15 protein-coding genes and 2 pseudogenes are annotated in these 22,456 nt (G+C 45.6%); 3 read left to right on the top strand and 14 right to left on the bottom strand.

The features are described from left to right. Positions 1–52 precede the first annotated feature (52 nt). From Xish_RS19300 to tnpA, 12 genes and pseudogenes are all read right to left on the bottom strand, one after another. Positions 53–2,407, bottom strand: a complete 2,355-nt coding sequence (locus Xish_RS19300) for a toxin TcdB middle/C-terminal domain-containing protein (RefSeq protein WP_425275014.1) — start codon at positions 2,405–2,407, stop codon at positions 53–55. A 1,011-nt stretch (positions 2,408–3,418) separates the two neighbouring features. Further along, positions 3,419–4,267, bottom strand: a pseudogene (locus Xish_RS19295) (SpvB/TcaC N-terminal domain-containing protein); the annotation flags it as partial. A gap of 145 nt (positions 4,268–4,412) precedes the next feature. Further along, positions 4,413–4,592: a hypothetical protein gene (locus Xish_RS03380; RefSeq protein WP_099116713.1), complete on the bottom strand. Its 180-nt coding sequence runs from the start codon at positions 4,590–4,592 to the stop codon at positions 4,413–4,415. Positions 4,593–4,670: 78 nt separating this feature from the next. After that, on the bottom strand, positions 4,671–6,614 hold the full coding sequence (locus tag Xish_RS03375) for a glycoside hydrolase family 18 protein (RefSeq protein ID WP_099116712.1): 1,944 nt from the start codon (positions 6,612–6,614) through the stop codon (positions 4,671–4,673). Between the two features lie 45 nt (positions 6,615–6,659). Beyond that, the gene (locus Xish_RS03370) at positions 6,660–10,844 is read right to left on the bottom strand and encodes a Tc toxin subunit A-related protein (RefSeq protein WP_099116711.1); all 4,185 of its coding nucleotides are present in this window, start codon (positions 10,842–10,844) and stop codon (positions 6,660–6,662) included. 6 nt (positions 10,845–10,850) lie between these two features. Continuing rightward, positions 10,851–14,321, bottom strand: coding sequence for a Tc toxin subunit A (locus Xish_RS03365; RefSeq protein ID WP_099116710.1), 3,471 nt, complete (start codon positions 14,319–14,321; stop codon positions 10,851–10,853). A 133-nt stretch (positions 14,322–14,454) separates the two neighbouring features. After that, positions 14,455–16,059, bottom strand: a complete 1,605-nt coding sequence (locus Xish_RS03360) for a glycosyl hydrolase family 18 protein (RefSeq protein WP_099116709.1) — start codon at positions 16,057–16,059, stop codon at positions 14,455–14,457. 651 nt (positions 16,060–16,710) lie between these two features. After that, positions 16,711–16,902 (bottom strand): annotated as a pseudogene (locus tag Xish_RS03355) (IS1 family transposase); the annotation flags it as partial. Positions 16,903–16,924: 22 nt separating this feature from the next. Then, positions 16,925–17,437 carry an IS3 family transposase gene (locus Xish_RS03350; RefSeq protein WP_099116708.1) on the bottom strand — a complete coding sequence of 171 codons (513 nt, stop codon included), beginning with the start codon at positions 17,435–17,437 and terminating at the stop codon, positions 16,925–16,927. Next, on the bottom strand, positions 17,434–17,748 hold the full coding sequence (locus Xish_RS03345) for a transposase (RefSeq protein ID WP_167383209.1): 315 nt from the start codon (positions 17,746–17,748) through the stop codon (positions 17,434–17,436). The genes Xish_RS03350 and Xish_RS03345 overlap by 4 nt, the downstream gene beginning before the upstream one ends. Positions 17,749–18,042: 294 nt before the next feature. Then, a complete protein-coding gene (locus Xish_RS03340) occupies positions 18,043–19,077 on the bottom strand; it encodes an IS110 family RNA-guided transposase (RefSeq protein WP_099116706.1) in 1,035 nt (344 codons plus the stop codon). Positions 19,078–19,266: 189 nt separating this feature from the next. Then, positions 19,267–19,722 (bottom strand): IS200/IS605 family transposase, encoded by a 456-nt coding sequence (gene tnpA / locus Xish_RS03335; RefSeq protein WP_099116705.1) that lies wholly within the window; start codon positions 19,720–19,722, stop codon positions 19,267–19,269. Positions 19,723–19,985: 263 nt separating this feature from the next. Between tnpA and Xish_RS03330 the strand changes: the two genes are divergently transcribed. Next, positions 19,986–20,558 (top strand): DUF4291 domain-containing protein, encoded by a 573-nt coding sequence (locus tag Xish_RS03330; protein ID WP_099116704.1) that lies wholly within the window; start codon positions 19,986–19,988, stop codon positions 20,556–20,558. Between the two features lie 86 nt (positions 20,559–20,644). Here Xish_RS03330 and Xish_RS19105 read toward each other — a convergent pair whose 3' ends face one another. Next, entirely contained in the window at positions 20,645–20,767 is a 123-nt protein-coding gene (locus Xish_RS19105; RefSeq protein ID WP_279625593.1) for a hypothetical protein, read from the bottom strand. A gap of 20 nt (positions 20,768–20,787) precedes the next feature. Between Xish_RS19105 and Xish_RS03325 the strand changes: the two genes are divergently transcribed. Next, the gene (locus Xish_RS03325) at positions 20,788–21,033 is read left to right on the top strand and encodes a hypothetical protein (RefSeq protein ID WP_141553934.1); all 246 of its coding nucleotides are present in this window, start codon (positions 20,788–20,790) and stop codon (positions 21,031–21,033) included. Continuing rightward, entirely contained in the window at positions 20,972–21,115 is a 144-nt protein-coding gene (locus Xish_RS19460; protein ID WP_141553933.1) for a hypothetical protein, read from the top strand. Before Xish_RS03325 ends, Xish_RS19460 begins: the two co-directional genes overlap by 62 nt. An 84-nt stretch (positions 21,116–21,199) precedes the next feature. Here the strand turns inward: Xish_RS19460 and Xish_RS03320 are convergent, their stop codons facing one another. Continuing rightward, positions 21,200–21,982 carry a hypothetical protein gene (locus Xish_RS03320; protein WP_141553932.1) on the bottom strand — a complete coding sequence of 261 codons (783 nt, stop codon included), beginning with the start codon at positions 21,980–21,982 and terminating at the stop codon, positions 21,200–21,202. Between the last annotated feature and the right edge of the window lie 474 nt (positions 21,983–22,456).

Below are 22,456 nucleotides of genomic sequence, written 5' to 3'. Positions count from 1 at the left end.
CTTGTTGGGGGATATGCCTCTTTATTGCAACGTAAAGAGGCACAAAGAAGGCTCAGGAAGCCGTATCATTCTCGTCTTCGCTGACCATAAACCAAGGCGTAATCAGGCGCCGGCTCAGATAACCTTTGGCAGTTTGAACCTGATATTCTCGGCCCAGCGGATCGTAATAGTGCGTATCGGCATACAAGTCTTGTCTGGCACTATCGTCTTTGACATATTTCCAGCTATTCAGAAAGTAAGGTTGATACGTCCGTAAAGGCTGCCCCTTACCGTCATACTCGGTTCGGCCTGAGACTGCCCAGCGAGTGTCTGTCTGAACGACAACGGGATTGCCTTCTTTATCGGTAATCAGGCCGCTGTTATCCGCCGCCCATTGCCAGGCTTCACCTGCCTCATAGCGTGCAGCAGTTTGTAATTCCCGACTAAAACCGTCGCTAAAGGACAATGTCTGACGCAGTTGTTGTCGGGGATCTGAGTCATAACGGTCTGTCGTGATAACCAGGATATGGGGGGGCATACGCGTGGATGTTTCCTCTTCATGTTCTGTAGATAACTTCCAGCTCAAGGGGTTATAAATGATGCACTGGGCAACGGGGAGCCCGACAGGGAGCGCTAGTGCTGCCTCGATCGTGGTCGGTATGCTGAATGGTATTTGCTCTTCACTTGGGGGCGTGTACCCTTGCTGTTTTCCATTTTCGGTTCCCCAAAAGCGAGAACTGGTTAACCTTCCCAGGGCATCAAAAGTCGCAAACTGATGATTATCATTTGCGTCAGTGATATGGCTTGGTGCCATAAACCGGTAATCGTACTCCGCTTTTGTCTGTAGTCCGGCAGCATCTTGCATTTCAGTGACCACACAAAAATGTTTATCCCAGGTCACCGTGGTTTTTCCTGTCAGTAACGTTTGACGCTGAGCTGAGGGACTATAAAAACGCGTGATATCACCATGATCTGTATAACCACGACGTGCAACCCAGACGGGCTCTTCATCTCTATCATTAAGCGGGGGAATCACTGGGAGGTAACCTGACTCCTCAAGCATTTTCTTGAGTTCATCCGAGCTCATAATATTATCAAATGCCTTCAGCGCCTGAGCATCCATTTCTGCGCTTTCGGCATAGGCGATCAAAGGTGGGAATGCCGGTTTCTCATCCTTGCCTGTATAGGCGATACGTTGGTGTCCCTGATAGATTGATGGTGTTCCTATTGCAATCAAACTGTCGTCAGCGATAAGCGCTTCCAGAGATAACCCCTTTTGGGGAACGGAATTCGTACCATACTCCCAGCCATCACTACGGGAAATATCTTGGATACCTAAAATAAATTCAGTGTTGTCTGTCAGATGATGCCAGGTCTGACGTTGTTGCGTCAGGCGCAATACCTGTTGCTGTTCATCATAGCTGCTGGAAAATAGCGTATCCGGCAGTGTGTCAGGATAAGGAGACTCAACCGGTTTAGGTCTGCGTGGATAGGCAATATTGACACTTGCTAACGGGTATCCCCAGGCGTCACTGGCGAGGATAACCTGCTGGCTACACTGAGGGTCATTGGCGACACGCTCATAGTGATAAAGGCGATTTTCAATTCCGGTTACCCAAGCTGCGGGTTCATCGCCAGACAAGCCTGAAACTCTCCTTACCTGAGTGCGAACGTCGGTAACGGTATAGGGGATTCGAGCCTGAGCTGAGTTATCATCCCCATAGAGTTCACTGCGCAGCAGCTGCCCTTTGAGCGCTCTCTGTAGCCAGTAAGTGTCTTCAGCAGAGGGGCGTATCTCCACATCTCGCTGTTTATCGGTATCATAGCGACTGAATCGGGTAGAGAAAACGGGATAAGCCAGATCATCACCCCGCCAAAACTCGGTAGCAAGCCTATCATCCACCTCAGTGACACCGGTTGCAAACCAGCTTACTGTGCGTGAGGGGAAGGCTTCTGGTGTTGTGTTGTCTGTACCTGTGCCCTGCGCAAAGATATCTGTATCAGTTTGCATCACACGAGCAAATCCCCGAAACTCCCGCTCCCGCCCATCCCAGACACCATGGGCGTATTCCTGTATCGATGTCAGTCGATTACCCGTGATTTCATCCAATACTTCAGTACGCCACAACACATGGATAGGGAATGGCAGATAACTGGTCACAGAACGGTCCATGCTTTCGGCCTGGTGTTTTTCATCCAGCCAGAACTGCGCTGAACTGCGGTAAAACAGGGTGGTTTCCGTGCCCATATTGTTGTTGATGGTATTCAGCAATCCGGGTTTGTGTTGGGTCAGGTCAAGGCGCCAGTGTTTCACCGTTCTATGCGGTACGGTCAGGATAATGCTGGATACACCCAATCCCTGCGTGTCGGCGATATGCAACTGACACGTCCGGTCAAACCGGACATTCTCAGGCAGATTGATGCGCACCGGTGCCGCAAATTGATTGCCGCTCTCATTCATAAACAGCTCCAGATAGGTGCTGTGGACATAGAAAATATCGGTGGTGCCGGAGCCGTCAATATCGGCCAAATACACCTGATCGGGATTAAAGTTGTTGGCTGAAACCGTCAAACCTTCCAGCTTGATGGGGTGCCCAAAACGACCGTGTCCCAAATTAGGCCAGCACGTCACGCCGTCAGCGGCAATTTCCACCAGATGTTGCTGGCCGGAACCCAGCATATCGGCAAAGGCGACCAGTTTTCGTTCATCCGTGCCGGGGATGGGTAATGTCATGCCGTCGGACTGGATAACGGTGCTGCCTTTTTTCCAGCCCGTTGGTTGGTTAGCATACAGGCGTACACTGCGTGGCCCAATCATGACCAAATCAGCCAGCCCCGCGCCAGTCAGGTCAGCCAGTTGCGCTCTGGGGTGAAAATACTCAACCGGCAACGCTGACACGGGGATAAAAGGAGACCACTGTCCGTTTGGTGCCAGAGTGTGATAGCCATTGACTCCGGCAGAGGTGACGACCCAATCCAGCTTGCCATCCCCGTTGATGTCCATCAGTGAGGCATTATTCTGCTGGGCGGGGATCTGCGGCAGCGGTTTTATCTCCCCATAGGCCACGGCATTGTGTTCTCCCGCCTGGGTGTCTCGCACGGGAGAGCGATACCACCACGCGCGGGGCGAGTCCTGATAAAGGATGCCCGGTATGCCTTCGCCATACAGGTCCACGAACTGATAAGACTGTAGGTGATTTAATTTGTCCAACTGCGGCATGGGCTGCCAGGCCGGCAACGACGCCGTATCCAGCCGTTGATAATCCAGCTCCAGCGGCGGCAGGGTGACGGGTGTTCCGTCATTCTCGTGCGCTACCTGACGGGCAGAAACCAGAATACTGATATTGTGGCTGGGATCGTAACTCAGCATCAGACGTGAGACTAATGCAGGTACTTCGCCGGCCTCATTTTTACCTGCCAGCGCATTCAGGCGATGGAACATCAGTACCTGTTGGCACAAACGGCGGGTACGGATTTCAAAGCCGTATTCAAAACGGGAGAAACAATCGGGGCGAACAGGCCAGTTTCCAGATGGTGCCTGAAATGCAGGCACCTCATACAGCGAGCCTGCCCGTTCGCCGTAATCAAACACCAGATGGAACAGCCATTGGTCATTGGCGGGCAGTGTGTTATTCAGGGCAAACAGGCTTGCCTGTGGCGTGATATTACCGTAGTGAACCTGCATCAAGTAGCGTTGTGCACCGGATAACGGGTGTTGTTCTTTTTCATGTTCATCGCAGCCTGCGTCATCTTCGGCACGGTATTGGTAGTAAATATGTTCGCCGGTGGGTGTCACAGTTTCTTCGAGTAGCCACTGGGCGATCTTGTTATCATCAGCCGGATTAGCCACCCGGGCGTGGGCGTTTTTGCCAAAGAGATGCACTTGACCATTGGGACTGAACATTATCCAAAAAGGTTTTTGCGTATTACCCTGTTCCGGCTGCCAGTATTCCAGCCGGCTGAAATCCTGAACGAGACGGGGCTGATAACGGGTCACCTGCCAGCTCTCACCTAACGTGACGCCCTGCAATTGGTTTGTGGTACGGATATCTGGCTCGCCCTGTTCATTTGGGGCAACATTCATCACCTCACCCATCGGGCATAAAAAGGTATCGTTGCCCTCATAATGGGGCACGCCCTGTGCAGTCCTCAGGCTGACAGCCATGGGAGCAGACTGCCACCCCATGCCAAAAGCGCCATTGCCGCTGCCGCTGTTGTAGGTGAGGGACAGCGCAGGTGCTGTGCCGCGCCCGCTGGAAATGGGTAGTGGCAGTGATAACGTCATCATTCCATTGGAACCACCAGTAGTAAGAGATTCACCCATTCCCTGAATAGCGCCACCGCCTTTAGGTAGTGCTGGTGTTGCTATCGTAATATCTTGACTATTTTGCATATAAAGCTCCATGTTGGCTTCTCTAATCAGATTCTCACTACTAATATTCCAGCCGGTTAAAATCAGACACAATACGCGGCTGATAGCGGGTAAGTGCAGGCGCGGCACGGTTGCCGGAAGCCACTTTCAGAGGTAAGGTCAGGGTTGCCATACCTTGGATAGCACCGTCTTTGGGATGGATAGGCTGATTTATTGAGAGCGGTTGTTCGGGATTTTGCATAAAAAGCTCCAGATTGCTCTTCCACAACATTTGAATATTACCGCGATACGGTGACCTCTATGAGGCCACCGGAAAATTTCACTTACGACGGGTTACCTTAGGAAGTTGAATGAGGCGTCCTCTGTTATATAAAGGTCCCATATCAATTTTCTCTTTTCCGGGGACAGGTAAGTAACCCAAGCCTTCGTGAGCGGCATTTGCCAACAGACCATTATCCTGATCACCTGACCAAGAGAAGATCCCACCCAATTTCATTTTGGCTGCATAAATTCCCTTATGCAGCACAGTGCGGGGCGTATCCAGTGAAATCCAGTGACCACCGTCAGCGTTAAAGAGTGCGTCAGCGTCGGTTTCCGTGTCTGTCACCAGTTCAAACTGATTTTTCCCGCGTGAAATTTCATATTCCGCATCGTATTGGTTATTCAACAGACAGAAGAATTCCGGTGCACCTTTTTCCATGGTACCCAGTGGATCTCCTGTTCTGTTATAGCGGCGTGTTGCCAGATCAGCGCTCCGACATGAACGCCCGTAGTTAGCAAAACCGAGGTGAATTTGTTCCGGTTTTATACCTTGTGATAATAAGAAACGAATCGCTTCATCTGCCGAGTAATCCATCTCTCGATCAGGATTAGGTGGAGGAGGGGTATCGCCGTCATATTCATATTTGGGTGGATACAGGTTAGTATGATGACCGATATATTCCGCCCAGCCGGTACCAAAGAAGTCGTAAGTCATCACAAAGATATTGTCTAAATAAGGATAAATTTCTTTGAAGCTGGATTTCTCCATTTTGGCAACGACGGCACTACAGGCTATCGTGATTTCTTTACGTGCCCGGGTTCCAAAGGTTATGTCCAGTGCTTCACGTAGCTCTTTCACTAATAAAACATAGTTTGGGCCATCATTTTCCGGGTCGAATTCATTGCCTTCTTCACCTGAAGCTCCGGGGTATTCCCAGTCGATATCCACCGCAGTAAACATGGGAAAACGCTGGAAGAAATCGACGATGCTATTCACGAATGTAGTACGTTGATCGGGATTTTTGGTCATCTCAGAGAAATACCCTGACATACTCCAGCCACCGATACTGAATGCGAGTTCCAGCTTGTGCCCTGCCTGCTTTGCACGCTCTTTCAGATTACGTAATCCCCCCAGCAAACCGGAGGCTGCATCCTGATTATAATATTGTAAGAAATTCTTCGGGCCGGCATCACGGCGCTGATCAGCATCCAGACCGACATTGCGTGTGGTACCTAAATCACCATAAGGATCGACCGGTACAATATGGCCGAGCGTAATAGGAGCAATCTGACCGCTGCTGGCTTCTGCTTGTCGGTTCCAACCGTCAACGACCTCATTAATCCGTTCGGATAACTTGCCTTTATCACCGTTGACGGCCATAAAACTGAAAATCAAGCGGTCGTAGGCGGTAGGCGGGATTTTTTCCAAATCAAAACCACGACCGGGGGCATCGTCGCTGGTCAGTGCAGTGTTACCCTGTGTTTCCGGCGACAAGCGCGCATCATACTGGCACCAGTCGGTAATATAAGCCGAGACTTTAGGTAGTGGTTCGGTGTTTTCTGGATCAACTTCATATTCATTGTACATGGACTTGGCAACACGCGCCGAGGAGTAACTCAGAGGAGTTCCTCTGCCGTCAGGTTCATATCCTACTTTCTGATACGTTTCTTCTGTGAGCTCATCGCACTGTAATATTTCGTTTTTTTCTCCCGGCGGTACGGTAGACGTATTCGGGTTTCCGTGATCAGTAATTTCTTCCGGTGTCGCATCACGGACATATCGCCAGGCATTCTCATAGACCGGTAAATCAGATGAAACATTGCGGTCTGGGATATGCCAGCGTTCAACCCAGCCGATGTTTTTAAAGACTGCATTATCGTAAATGACATACCAGGTTTGACCACCAGATTGATTTTGCCAGGCAACCAGAGATTCGCCTACTTCGCTGTTAGCATCAGACATCGTTTTAATTGACGGGTATCGATAAACATTTTGAGACATAATTTCACTTCCGGCCCCGTTATATTCCGGAGCCAGCTCCTGATATCAGTTAGAATTGTCTTGTTTTAATTGATGTTTATTCAGACGGCTGCGAACCTGCTGGCTGAACTCACTGCTTCCACCACTCACATCGCGCGCGGTATAACGCAGATGGAGGATAATATCGCTCAGCGACTCCAGCAGTTGATCCTGATCGGAGCCAAATTCCAGCTTCCATTGTGAAATGGCGCCTGTTCCTTCAAAAGGCAGGAACAGTTCATCATCAAAATTGAGCCTGAACATGCCGCTGTCTTCCATGGCCGTTGAGATCACCACACTTTGATTGGCCTGTACGTTCAACAAGACATCCTTTGGTTTGGTGTGTTCCAAGGGGTTAAGCAGATAATCGACAGTTTTTAAGTCGGCGGTGCTGTTAAGCATATTGCTGAGTTGTATCAGTGAAGCCCGTACATCTTCATAAGGTCCCAGCAATGCAGGCAATGATAGCGCTACCGTTTTTATGCGCCGATCAGCGTGAGTCGGATAATCGCGCAGAAACATGTCGGCACCTAGTAAGAAGGTGAATGAACCCGTGCTCTTGCCAATTTCCCATTGTGATGATGTTAGTAATGATTTTACCGATACGGTTTTTACTATCTCCAAGCGTCTGGTGTTATGTTGTAAATACGCCTGATCCATCCGTTGTAAGGCTAATTTCAGATGCTCTCCGACCATCAGCCCCTGATAAAGATCGTTCCAGAGACCACCTTGGACGAAATTCATATCATACTGGCCTGTTTCGTACTGACAGGAAGCTTCAGCCAGTAAACAGAGGGAGTTAACCGCATCATAGGCTTGCAGGTAAAGCCCGGAGATTTGGCTGATCATCCACGTGTATAACGCATCATTGGTGAAACGGTTTGAATAGTACTCCAGCAGAACTTGATCCTGCTCATGCTGAGCATCTAGTTGTGCCAGTTGAGTTGTGCTGATATTCAGTTGGCGTTGCTGAACATCAATCTGTGCATTGATCTCCTCGATGTTGATCTCAGCCTGTTTGTATTGCAGTTCCCATTCTTGCTGGCGGCGTCGGTAATTTTCTGACACGCTCAGGCTGGTGGCTTTGGCATTTTTACTTTCAACATCAATGCGTATACCTTCACCGATTGCTCGCAGCATGCCGCCAAAAACCATCCCCCCGACGGCAAGACCGAAAATATTGGGAACCATATCCGCTACAGCGGCTGCAGTGGCGGCTGACTGAGCCGCTATCACACCATTAGCAGCACTTGATTGTAATGCGATAACTTCCTGCTCGGTGGTGGAGATATTTTCATCATAGAGTGATTTATAGTGTTGCTGGCGCTCCTGAGCAGCACGTCGGCTGATGGTCAGCGCATCCAGTGAAGCCTGTTGCATATCAATCGCTTGCTGTTGCAGATTACGGGTAAAACTGTACAGTCCCAGTTGTTGCTGCATACGGAAGTGTTCAAAGTCAGTATTGTCTTTTTTCTCCAGCAAACTGAGTAGGGTAGCGCCGTACTGGATCAGTGTTTCTACCGCCTCTTTTGCCCGGTTCATAATTGGGGTGAAACGATAATTCGGGATTGCCCGGCGTTTCATACCCGCCATACGATTAGTCACGACACGTTGGTAACGCTGCTTGAGCAGATCTTGTGGGCTGATCGGCTCATCGTATAATCCGGCCGGAAACTCTTTACCATCCAACGTCAGATTATGGCGTAGATTGTATAGACGCTGATCCAACATTTGCCACAGTTTGAGATATTCCGTATCAACAGGTTTGATAAATAGATCAGACGGTGTGGCAGAGACGGATGTATCGTATACCACTGGCAGAAGTGGCACGCTATTGACAGCGAATATTAACTCCTGTGTCCGTGCTTCATTGCTTTCATGCTGAGCCACATCCTGTAGCGTACGGGGTTGCCAGTTTGCCGCGAGCAAAATATCGGGGCTGGTGCCCAGTAACATACTGACGGAGTCATAAATTTGCCGGGCCACAATACGTGCACTGGATGTTAGCTTACGGTATTCCATGTCCCCTTGATCTAACAGATTTTTCACATAGAAACGGAATATTGCCTTCCGGTAGTGAATGGGTTCACTGGCAGCAATGGCGTCCGGATCGGTTGGCTCAATTAACATACGATACACGGTCGGTGGGCGGTCAATTATCGGCCGTGAATTCCAGTAACGCGGTTTTCCCTGACTACTGGCCTGAACAAGTTCATCTTCCAGAGGATTAAAAATATAGTGTAGCCATTCGGTGGCCTCTTTTAATCGCTGTTCTATATTCAGTCGCCATGCGACTAGGAATGGCATATGGAAAAACAGTTCCCAGAAATAGATCCCGTTTGCGCCATTTAAGTCAATTGGCGTAGGGAATGAATCAGGCATGGGTTGTTCTGTAATAATCTGTGTATTCCAGCTCAGTACCTGTGGGATCCCCTGACTGGCAATGGCGATCAGTTTTTTTGCGAACAACGTGTTAAGACGAATGTTTTGTGGCGCGTTACCATTTTCTTCTGCAGGGAAAGAAAGAAATTGCACCTGATCCTGTTCATTGAGCTTAATCAGTTCGCGAATATGCATACCGATTTTGAACTCTTGAGTGCAGGTAGCTCTTTCATCAGTGATGCCACTTTTGGATTTAAAGAGGAGTTCGGCTTTCAGTGTGATTCGGTTATCCGCCCCCAGTTTTATTGACGGATACATTAAATCAGGTACTTTTTCATCCAATACCAGTAGTTGCTCATCCAATACAGTATCATCGTGCATCAGACGGAAAGAAGCGTCGTAAAATTGATGATCTTTTATAGCACCAAAATTAAAATCAGACTGAGCGACGACCTCCAGTGTGTCATCAGTACCATGAACAAAATTGACAATCAGTTTGATACTGTCCTTGCCGAAATCAGGATTCCCTTCCTGTTTGGCTTCCCCAGCAATAGGAAAACGCTCTTCCCGGGTTGCCGGATAGAGTACCATGGTACGGTAATCAATAGGATGGCCTTCTGCATCCTTGTGTTCACGTGAGTAATACCAGACCAAATTGCCGACATATTTTCCTTTTCGCCCATCATCATACTCATCGTCCGGCAGATCGGTAATTTCTACCAACAGCGTGTCGCAGACATAACCAAAGGCTTCGTCAAAATCATAATCACCGTTATCATCCGTTCCCTGAAGACGGACAAAGGGGACAAGAGCCAATAACGGGTTATGCGGGTCCTGCTGTATATCCATCACGGCAACCATCTGAGCCATCCGGTATTGCAGATTATCTTCGCGCAAAATGGTTGGTGTACTCCAGCTGCCATCATATTTAGCATAAGCAATTTTGATTCGGGTCAGAAACGGTTTGGGGGGAACCCAATCACTTGCGGTAGGAGTATAACGAGACTCAGTATTTTGGTTATGCAGTAATAACGCCGTCGTATCTTTTTTTTCAGACTGTTCTTCAACTTCTGTCCAGGCAATATACAGGCGATTATTCAGAAAAATGGGGCGTATCAAATTGGGGTCTACGCTGCCCAACGGCAGATCAATAGGTTTCCACTCACTCCAGGCATTGGGGGATAACGCATCGGTATCAGGATGGCGGATAGAAAGATTCAATGAACGCCAGTAATATTGGTATGGCTGTGTACGGGTGCGCCCGACAAAGAAAAACTTATCGTGTTTGATGTTAACACCATCTTCATAGCCGGCGATAACTTTCAGGTTACTGACATCTTCGAAATTATTCAGATAGCCCAGTACAGCTTGTTGTACGGAATCTTCGGTAATTTTTCCCTGATTAAGGGCACCTTCTAGTTGGAAAAAGAATTCTGTTTTATTAAGGCGTAACAGCGGTTCCAGATAGCTTTCTGGGTAAGTCCGCAATAAACGATCCGCAGACCAGTAATTATAACGGTTAGCAAATTCCTGCCAATTTTCGCTCTCTTCAGCAGTCATAAACAAGCCGGGCTCAATATTCAGTGACACACGGTTAACAAATTGCTGCAATGAATTGGTCGCAAGCGAAAGCCGTGTTGCTTTGACCTTGGCGGAAGTCAGTAGATCCAGCAGGAGGTAGTCGCAGGCATCGTCAACATCCTTAATTTTATCGCGCAGACTTGTCATGTCAGGTGAATAGGCAACGACTTGTCCAAGGTAGAAATCCAACAGTGCATCGCGCTGTGATTCCAATAAACGTTCTTCAATAGATTGGGTAACTGAACTCATCGTTCCTTACTCCTCTGATGGGTACTGAGTTGCCGCAATAACCGCTTCACCTATATGGGTTATTTGGTCATAGGGCGGGAAAGGCGGCAACGTTGCGGCTGTCATCAATGGTGTCACCGACAAACCAGTCTGACGCGACAACGCCATGACACGACGTAGCCAGTCAATTTGTGTCATGTTTCTGGCACGCGTTGGGGCAGGATCAAAATGTTGGGTTGCCAGCTCAATTTCATCGGCATCCCACTCAAGTATGTCGGCAAGCTTTTCAGCGCAGTCTCGATCAAAATCTTCATCATTACGGACGTCGCGCTCCGGCTGATTGGCAAAAGCGAAATACTCGATTAACTCATCTTCGCTGAACAATGAACTGGTTGCCCAGTTACGGAATCGGCTCAGTGCCCAAATTTCATGCACGGATAGCGGGCTGCCATCTATCGGCGGTAATCCGAGCCATTCAGGCATGATGATACGTAATGAAACGATTTGCGCTTTGAGTCTTAACTGCTTAATCAGCATGGCATTCATCGCCAGATGATAGGTGATACGCAGCAATTCATCGCTGATATCTCGTGGCGTGCGCAGATATCCGCCTCTGGTTGCTCCTTGTACATAAATTTTGTCCAAGAAATCGGGAACACTGCTACCAATCCAGCGTAATAACCAAGGAACGATATCGCGCCCAGTGCCGTATTCTCGTGTCACGCTGGTGGAAACCAGATCTTCCTGCGCAGTTTTCGCCTGAGTAATGACCTGTGTTAATGCGGAAACGGTGATAACCACACTGTCTGGATCGTCAATGATTTTTTCAACAATAGGTGTCAATACTGATTTCAGATAATCTTCATCGCTCTGACCCCAATGGAGTGGATAAACATTGACGAGTCCATTGCTAGTTACCAGCATAAAAAGTTTGTCAAACCAGGTTTCTCCCTCAGAGAGTCTGGGGATGTCCCCTGCGTTGAAGTTATCCTCGGTAAGTAAGGTTTTGGGAATGCCTTGCAGCAGATTGTCAAAGAATGTCACACTGTTGTCAGTTGCAACCACCGGCAACATAACACTTTGTAGCATCAGGCAGAATTCTTCCGGTTTCAGTTTGCTCTGTTGCAGCCAAGCAGCAACTTCTTCCAAAAGCAGAATAATATCCAGTAAGTCAACTTCTGTAGTACTTGAACCATCCGGTGTCAACAGGCTTAATCGGGGTTCACCAGCCAGAATATGAGATGAGAATTTCCCGCTGGCGCTTAACGCGTTCATCAGCATTATTCCCTGTTCAGGGGTTAAATTGAATAACCGGGGAACAGTAACCAGACGATAAAGAGCCGAAATAACAGGCAGCGAGCACATTAGCTTGCCGGATGGCAGATTAAAGGCGCTGTTTACCTGTTCAGCTAACAATTGGAAGGTGGCCACAGTGATTTTCAATCCGGCGCACAGTTGCTTAATCGTTCGTGCATCGTTACCACGAGTCGTATTGTAATCAAAAGTACGATTATCAACAAAGAAAGGTTCATCAAAGAGTTTGGGTTGATTGAATACCTGATCCAAAAAAGCGGGATTTCCGCTGACAGCAAAAGGTGAGAGTGTATGTAAGACAGTTGCGAAAGCAGGAGTCGACAATTTATAACGATTGTTGAGATGACGGAATAAACCTAATGCACGCAACGTATTAAAATTTATCTCCAGTGTTAGGTTATTTTCACCTTCTGCCCGCATTGCGCAGGTTAATAACCAATCCAAATCATGATGCGGTATTTCTAACCAGCGTTGTAAGCGAATTAACCGTTGTAGGCGATCAAAACGCTGATTTGTGGTTGCAGTCAGATTGCGGGGGCGTTGGACATCAATACCAACGGCTTCAGGCTGACCGACATTGAGGTAACTGGCACCAATCTGGAAAGGTAATGGAAAACGTAATGTGCTTTGTTTATTGGAAAATATCGGGTTAGTAAAGCTAATATTCGCGGAAACAACCGGACTAAAATCGCCCCAGGCAATGGCTTGTTCTATCTCTTCGGCCTGCCCCTTGATCCGGTCAATAAGAAACAGAATTTCCGGCAGTCTGTTACGCTCACTAAGTTCCAAACCATAGTTCTTTCTGAAGAAATCTTCTGCTTGAGGGTAAAGTTGTTCAGCAGATAATGCCTTGTCAGATAACACCAGATGATATTTCAGGGTCAGAAAAGATTGTTTGTCATCCCATTTTTGTGCCTGAATGGTCAGATCACCGAACCATGGACCGAGAGAGAGATCGACATCTTTGTTGTCTTCGTCGTGCCAACTCAGTTGAAGTTGACGCGGATAGGGCGGATTGTCACTGAATGGTTGTAATCGGCGTTTAGCGCGTTGACAGGTAAGAACAGACTGCCCCCGCAGTGTGATAGTCGCTGATTTTCCGTCTTTATTTTGGCATTCAACATGAATTTCATTATAAGGTTCCCGTGATGCAGGTAATGGCGTTAGGGTCAGTGATTCTGTGCCCTGTGCCCCCTGTTGCTGAGGAACAATATAACCATGCTGGGAAAGATCAATATCGGTTAAGGTTTCAGTGGTGCTACCACTTCGGTGTTGGGCAACCAAGTCTGGTTGTGTCAGGCTGGTAGCAGGAAAAGGCGTCTTTTCGGTGAGCAGCTCCATTTGCCCCTGACTCAGTTGAGTCGCTGCCAGTATTACGCTGTTGGTGGCGCCAGGTTGTACTTCCGTGCAAAAATCGGGTAGCTCCTGATGGAGTGCCTGAATCACTCTGGCCAGAGATGTATTTTTATCGGCTAAGCCAAGTGTAACCTGTAGCGTTGCGAGACTGAAAGGCAGAGTGTAAGGGTAATACGTTTCTCCCAGCACTTGGTTAACGGGTTTACCTGTTTCCTGACGATGATCGATATAATCAGCGGCGATAAATGAGAGAATTTCATTGACTATCTGTAACGCCGGAAGTTCCTGATTCGTGTTATCGCGATCCAGTAACAGTTCTGGAATATCTGGACGTCGTTGTGCAAAAGCAATCGCACCTTCGGTTGCATCCAGTTCAAGCTGGCGAGCGAACTGATATAACTCCAGCAGATAAGCAATGGGGGAATTCAGTGCTTCAAGTGCACCGGGTTTACAAAAATTGTCCCAAGGTTCAGGGAAAAGATCAGCATAGTTGGGTAGTTCCGGTTGTCCAGAAGCAACACGGGCCATACGCAGGGTTTCGGCATCACGTAATCCCCGTTCGCGGGCACTGTGAATCAGTTGGGTTGCGTAGCTTAGCGCGTTTTGATAGAGCGTTTTTGCTTGACCGTTAAAATGATGTTTGTGGCGGCGTCTGAAGCGTGATGGTCCGACTTTGACAATATCAAATACCGAGAAATATCCCCAACGACTTAGTTCATTATGGCTCTGCTCTATGGATTGCTGTCGTTGAACGGAAGACTGGGCCTGCATAAATGCGGATGCCAACAGAGGCGTTACTGTTTTCTCGTCTGTCGATGTTGTATTCATGTTTTATCACCCGTTAAGATAAATCACGGCATTCACTGCCCAATTATTGAGCAGTGAATGCCGCGCATTGGTTGGGTTGGGTAATTAATCCAATACGCAATTTAAGGTATTGTCTGATAAGGATAAATTGAGATTACTTTGTTTTGTTTTTCGTCTTTTCTGCTGCAGACAGGCACAAAGGAGCCATATCAACGCGCGATGTACCGACCGTCGCCGCCCCGAGCCCTTCGCGTGCGGCATTGGTCAACAGGCCGTTATCGTGGTCAATCATCCAGATAAACATGCCGCCAAGTCCTTTTTCTTTGACGTATTTCGCTTTTTCTTTCACGCTGTACGGGGTATCCAGTGACATGAATAGGCGGGATTCTTGGTTATAAAGGAACTCGGCTTTGGCAACTTCATCGGTATATACGGTGAAGCCGTTAATGCCATCCATATTACTGTCGAGGTAATTACGTAACAAATCCGGCCATTCGGTGGTACCAGATTCGAAGCTTCCTAATGCAATATTGCCTCTCGGCGTATAGCGGCCGTAGATTGGGGAAATACTGGCTATGGATGCTTGCTGTGCGTTTCGAGTATACCCAGCATAACCGATATTAATTTTCTTCGGCTCGACATTAAGTTCATCCACTAGGTAATTGACAGCTTTATCTATTGAGTTCTGCGTTTCTTCATCAGGATCAAATTTTAACGCAGTGTGATGACCTAATTTTTCAGCCCAAGGTGTTCCGAAGAAATCGTAAGTCATAACATTAAGTTTATCGACTCCAGCTTCCAGTAGTAGCGGAATATTGGCAGCTTTTAGCCCTGCCGGTACAGCAATTGTAGCGATACTGATGGTGATATCAGGCAATTCTTTACGAATTTCTTTAATGAGTTCGGCATAGTTTTCTGGATCTTCCTCATCATAGCTATTGTGTTCTTCACCCTTGTAGTTTGGATATTCCCAATCGAGATCCAAATCGGTAAACATGGGAAAGAGATCAAAGATTTTTTTCAGTGACTTAGCCAGACACTGGCGCAGCTCGGACTCTTTCGCAATAAAATGGAAAGCTTGGCTCATTGACCAGCCCCCCAGACTTAGGCCAATCGGCATATCTGGATATTTTTTGTGTAATTTCACTAGTGCACCTAATACACCCTGTGCATTCTCTGGTGTAAAATCAGTCTCTTTCCAGCCGGGGAAACCGCAGTTAAGGTAGGCACCGGTGTCACCCCAATAATCGGTAAAAGTAGCTTCACCTTTATGATTAGGAAGATCGCTTTTATCGGATGCAATTTTGAAATCGATAGCCGCTTGGTTAATGGTTTCTTCTTTCAGCCCTTCATCACCAATGATACCAGCGAATCCGACTATAATACGGTCAAAGTAAGGCAGGGAACTGCCTTCGTCCAGTAGTCGCATAATATCGGTGCCACGGCCGCCTTCTTTATAATCTACATTGGTATCACCAGGCTCATTACCATAGCGAGAATCATAAATTCCCCAGTCAGATAAGTAGCCGAAAACTTCGAAACCTGGAACTGATTCATAGTGATTAAATAAGTTCTTAGCTACTCGTCCTGGTGTATAACTTAAATCACTGTCTGCGGTTGAGGGATCAAATTTATTAACCTCATAAGTTTTTTCTGTAGCACCTGCTCCCCAAATATCACCGGGTTCGGTTTCTGTACCGGGATCGGGGATGATAACAAATTGGTTGTCATTCAGGTTTGTATTTTTATAACTTGACATGATAGATCTTCCTAATATGTTAAAAAATAATTAATCATCTATAAATAAGCATTGCCTTTCTTTTTTTGATAAAAAGCCTGTAAGTTTATTTGTCAATTGAATAACAATTTTCAAATTTTAAAACCTGTATATTCAATTTAATTAGGAGTGATTTACAATTAACAGCTTTTATCTTTGCAGGACATGCAGTTCCTCACTATTAAAAATAGAGTTATTTATCCTTCATAAAAACATCCAAGGTAACCACATGAGTTATTAAAGTGTTAAAGTTAACGATTAGTTAACATTAAAATCTTGATTAGAACACGTTATTTGATTGATTACCGAGCAATAAATTGAACCACCATTATGTTATCTCAGTTTAAATATTGTCTTATTATATATTTTATATCAGAATACTACATATTCTTAACAAGATTAAACTGTACCATAATATCTATTTTTGTATACCAAGGATATTGGATAATCATTTTACCGTTTGTTATATAATATCTTTATTTTCTTTTTATTGTCACCTGGTTTATTTTATTAACTAAAAACAAAAAAAATTAGGGGATGAATAATTTAAATTTTGCATTCACATAATAAGTGCAACCCGTTATGAACGAAGTAAACGAGTGGGTATTCCTTTAAATAGGTCATGATTCCAATTTATTGATAATAATGAATGTTCAGATAACATCCAATGACTCGGTCATGTATTTCCACGGATTTTGAAAAAGATAACGTTTTACGAGTCAACCTTGCCAAATGCTGACGAAGATTCAGGTTATGTCTCTCAACAGGGCGCGAGCATACTTTTTTAGTATCTCTTGAATGAGGGCAAATGACATGATCTAATGAGACTTATTTTCCTTCTCATTGTTTACCCATGACTCTGTGCCCGACAGACCAACTCTGCATCCGGTGAGGAAGAGATGGCCATGCCCACCACGCGGCGGGAAAATAAATCCATCACCACCGCGAGGTAACGCCAACCTTCCTGCGTACGAATGTACGTGATGTCCCCGCACCACCGGGTATTTGGGCTAGCCGGGGCAAAATGCTGCTGCAAAAAATCCGGCGACGCCACGTGCTCTTTCCCCGGTGGACGATAACGGTGGGCCCCCTGCTGACGACTTTGCAGGCCGCATTCTTGCATGAGCCGGCGAGCCAGCCAGCGCCCAACCGGGGTGCCCTCATTGGTCAGCAAGTGGCTCAGGGAGCGGCTGCCGATGGCTCCCCGACTTTGGTTATACAATTCACGGGTCCGGATGCGCAGCCGCAGACGCTCTGTATCGACCGGACGTTCTCGCCAATCGTAATAGGCGCTGCGTGACACCTTAAGTGCCTGACAGAGTTCCGTGACCGGCCATTGGGCACTCAGCCGTGTGATCAACGAATAGCACCACTGCGTATCTCGCTCATCAACACGGCCGCCTGCTTTAAAATTTCTTTTTCCATTTCCAGACGCCTGACCTGTTTTTCCAACGCCTGTATCTGGCGTTGTTCGGGCGTTAAGGCTTTACCGGCCGGCGTTACCCCCTGTATTTCGGCCTTATACTGGCGGATCCATTTTCTCAAGGTACTGGCATCAACGGCCAGTGAACGGGCGATATCAATAACCCGTTGATGATGGGGAACAACCTGCTGAACCGCTTCCAGCTTAAATTCAACGGAATAATGGCGTTTGGTCGGTTTTAATTTCATTATCATACCTCATTGTCATGTTAATAACATTGGCAGGCTTTTGAGGTGTCCGAGATCTTTATACCATATATGGACGCCCCGGTTGTGCAAGCACTAAATTGATACGGTTTGCGACCATATATCCGGCGTCATTATGGACTCATTTATCCGCGCCATGATGTCATCCGCACCCTGTTTCCTTATCACTACACCGGTATATCACTACCTTGGTATAACTCAGGCTATGACAGGGACGGTAGCCGTTTTCTCATCAGTGTTTGCAAACTCGATAATGCGTCTATTTTTGTTGCTCAATTAATTAATAGTAAAAGCTTTTTGCATATTAAAATCCACTTCATCCCGCAGAACACGCCAGATAATCCGGGTCAGTTTGTTGGCTAAAACGATCGTGGCTTTCATAAACCCGCATCGGGCAATCAGTTTTCTCAACCATTCTCCCAGACCATCATCACGATTTTGGACACAGCGCATCACGGCACGAGCACCGTGGATAATTAACGTTCGGAGATGACGGTTTCCATTTTTGCTCAGGGAAGACAGCCGGTTTTTTCCACCTGAACTGTGTTGTCGGGGAACCAGGCCACACCAGGCAGAAAGTTGCCGGCCATTGGCAAATTGGGGCGCACTGACTTCACTCACGAAGGCGGCTGCAATAAGAGGACCGACGCCGGGGATCGTGAGCAGATGGTGATAACCACTTTGCTGACGAGAAAGTGCCGCTATTTCATTATCCATTTCATGAATGCGAATGTTCAGATCCCGTAGGTCTTCCCCCAAAGTATGAAGCAAACGTCGTCGTACAGAGGACAGCTCATGGCTCTCCTCTTCTAGAATCTCAGGCAGGTACTGTTGCAGTTTCTGAAGACCAGCAGGAACGATCACCCCCTCCTCAGCGAGGAAAGCCCGAATCTGGTTGGCGAGTGCGGTACGTTGTTCCACCATGAGTTGTCGGGCACTGCGCAGTGCCTTGATATCTTGCTGTTCCACCGTCTTGACCGGAACAAAATGGATACCGGGTCGGCAGGCCGTTTCGCCGATAGCCAGTGCATCATTGGCATCATTTTTTTGATGATGGCTGAAAGCTTTAACATGCTGGGTCGGCACAAGCCTGATGATAAATCCCATCGACTGAAGGGTTCTGCCCCAATAGTGAGAAGTTGCACAGGCCTCCATAGCAATGAGGGTTCCTGGCGAAAAAGTGCGCACAGTATCAAGCAATTTTTGCCGTGAAATTTTTCGGTTCGAGGCGACAGAACCGTCCGCCATCCAGACACAGACTTGAAAAACGTTTTTGGCGAGGTCAATGCCAATGACTTTAATCGCATTCATGAGATGTTCTCCCGAAATTCAGTGCATCGGAAAAAAAGATGGCACTATTTGCTGCTGAAAAAGGGGGCGTCCATCACATCACTACACATAGCGGGAGGTTTGCTCTAGCCCTATAAGGGCATGTTACCGACTGCGCCTAAATGACGCGGCTTTCTCTTCGTTCAAGCTAAATGTCTTTGCTTCTTTGGCTTACCCCTTGAAGGGGTCGTTATACTCTTGTGTACTTAATTTATCCTGCAGTAAATCTGACTTTTCTTGCTCTCTGATATATTTACGGATTGTGGCTTCATTCAGCCCCACTGTGCTGACGTAATAGCCTTCCGACCAAAACTTCCGGTTGCCAAATTTGTATTTTAAATTGGCATGTTTATCAAATATCATCAACGAGCTTTTACCTTTTAAGTACCCCATAAAACTGGAAACACTTATTTTCGGGGGAATGCTCACGAGCATATGCACATGATCTGGCATTAGATGCCCTTCGATTATTTCAACGCCTTTGTACTTACAAAGGTCTCGTAAAATCTCACCTATACTTGAGCGCAAACTGGTAAAAATGACTTTTCGTCTATATTTCGGCGAAAAGACGATATGGTATTTGCACAACCACTTTGTATGGGCTGAGCTTTGTGCTTTAATTCCCATAAACACCTTTCCTTATTTAAGTTACGGATATTAGCTTGAACATCTATATCGTAACGGAAAGGTGTTTTTCTTGGTATAACCCTTGAACTCCACCCGCATAGCGGGTGGTTTTATGTTTAAGAAGCTAACGCATCTTAAACTGGCTAAAGCCATAATAAGAGGCCGGAGGATCTCCGTGATCTTTCGGCTTTCTTCTTTCTACCGTGCCGTATATCCCGAGATACCAGAATAAATAATACATTAAATTACAGAATAGGATGATTATGTCCACGTATAAAAACAACTCAATACGAGCATTTTACACGCAACAATCGGTTAGAGTGTATCAGGCTTATTCTTCTACCATTGCTGACAGCGCTATTAAACATAACACGTTCGTTTCTCCCCCTTTTAGCATGACACGTATGACATGGATTAAGCCTTCATTTTTATGGATGATGTATCGTGCTGGTTGGGGAGAGAAAGATAGTGGTCAAGAACGTATTTTGGCTATTGATATCACACATGAGGGATTTAGAGAAATTCTTCGGCAGGGTGTTATTAGTCATTATGACCCTGCTTTGTTTAATTCTCAGGAGGAATGGAAAAAAGAAATTCAGCAAAGTGATGTGGTTATTCAATGGGATCCTGAACGAGATATTCATTTAAATAAGTTAGAACAGAGAACTATACAAATTGGTCTGCGTAATCAAGCAGTGGAAAATTATGTAAACAAATGGATTATCAATATTGAGGATATTACGAATAGGGCACATCAGATTCATGAATTTGTCAAAATGAATAAATTGGATATGGCTTACAATTTGTTGCCAGAAGAAACAATTTATTTGGAATGACCAGTTTTTATACATGAACAAGAAGCCGGAAATATTAGCATGATCTTCCGGCTTTTTTCTTTTTTAGAGCCGCTCAGTCCCTGCCCTTAGCGGATTTTGTAGTCACCAAGCAGCTCCCGCATTTTGAGCTTAATCTCACTGAGCTGGTCTTGCTGGCGTTGGTACTGTTGCTTAATGGTGCGGATGTCGTCACTGTCGGGGATCAACACCAGACAGCCAGTTATGTCGCGTGATGAAAGTCAGTCGTTCCACGTTTTATATCTGGCAGGAAAAACCCGTTCGGCTATTTTCCGATGAGCAACGCGCATTGCACCAAAAAGCCACCGCGCTGTTTAAAGAAAGCAGGGAAATCTTAGGTTATCGGATGCTGGCGAAAAAATTACGCAAAGAAGGTTTTACTATCCCAGACAGAAATGAAAGAAGATGTGCTGGATTATCTGCATTATTACAATTTAACGCGATTACACACGGCTAATAATGATTTAACTCCTTTATTTTTTGTTTTATACCATTTTGCATTGTGGCTATTTACGATTGAAATCATATTGTTTTCGTAAATAGCCACATTGTACGATTAAATCTTGGTATTAGTGCTTGGTAAAATTGATTTTGGTCTTTAGATTTATTTTCTGGTTTTCATTTTAATTGAAAGTGATTTGATCCTCTGGGTTATAAGTAAAAGTTGCATCCTGACTGTAATTGGCAGGAAGTTCTATCCGTATGATTGGTATTGTTTTTCCAGTGACATTATGAAAATCTTTTTGCTCATGTTGAGCACCTTCCAATCCTCCGGGAAGATAGAAAAAGGCTTCGATAGGTAATTCATTGGCAATATTTTGAGGCCAAGTAGCTAATATTAATTCATTGTTTACTACAAATAAGAGTTGTAAACGAGCTTGAATTCCCTGTATGAAAGCATCAGCATGATTTTTCCCTGGTTTAATACTGATATCAAAACCACATTGATTTGTCTCATCGTTTCCATTGTTTATCCACTGATGTGCGGTGGTAATTCCTTGCTGTTGGCAAGGTACACTTTGGGGGGTATTTGGAATAGGGCCACAGCCTTTTTCACTTCTGTTAGCAGAGTCTGCATTAATTGGGAAATAGCAAAGAACCTCAGGATGTTTTTTATTATTTACCGATGCAGATAAATAAGGAGAAAAAATGAAACCATTTGTGTAACCAGCATCTAATGTAATAAGTTTAGAGTCAGTTCTCAAATAAGAAAATGAGACGCCACCGCTACTTTGAGAATGTGGGCTTGGATTCCAAGAATAATAATCATCTGAAGGAACTGTTCCTCTTAACATAATTCCAGAGCATAGAAAAGCAGGGTGATCCCCATCTCCACAGTTATTTCTAGTATCGTTATATCTTTGAGTTAATTCTGTCGCAATATTATAACCAGAATCAGTATTCATTGAATTAAGTTCAGTAAAAGCGATTTGTAACCCAATAAAATATAACGAAATAAAAATAATTATTTTTTCATGTCATTTCCTTAATGTTTTTTTGATGTTTTAAAGTCATTATGAGTCTATAAGCTCACTTTTTTTAATTATTAATTCAAATTCCTTTTTCTTATCATCCAATAATTAAATTTTATTGACTTGGTGGTATATTGTTATGAGTTATTTTGTTTTCTGTGATAATTTATTTGAGGTAAAAATAGAATTGTGTTGGATACTCGCGAATAGATTATTTATGAAATTTTATTTTGATGTTTTGTTTTTTACAGATAGGTTGGATTTGTCAATATTAAAATATGGATGAAAAGATAATTGGTATGTGTTATATAAAACGATAAGTTGTAACAAAAAATGATAAAAGCAATTTATTTAAAAATGGTGGGGTAAATAAAACATAGAAAATAATTAACAATGAAATTAATATCA

The organism is Xenorhabdus ishibashii, assembly GCF_002632755.1.
Taxonomy (GTDB): Bacteria; Pseudomonadota; Gammaproteobacteria; order Enterobacterales; family Enterobacteriaceae; genus Xenorhabdus; species Xenorhabdus ishibashii.
Note: the sequence above shows the minus strand (reverse complement) of the source record. Positions and strands in the feature narration are given on the sequence as shown.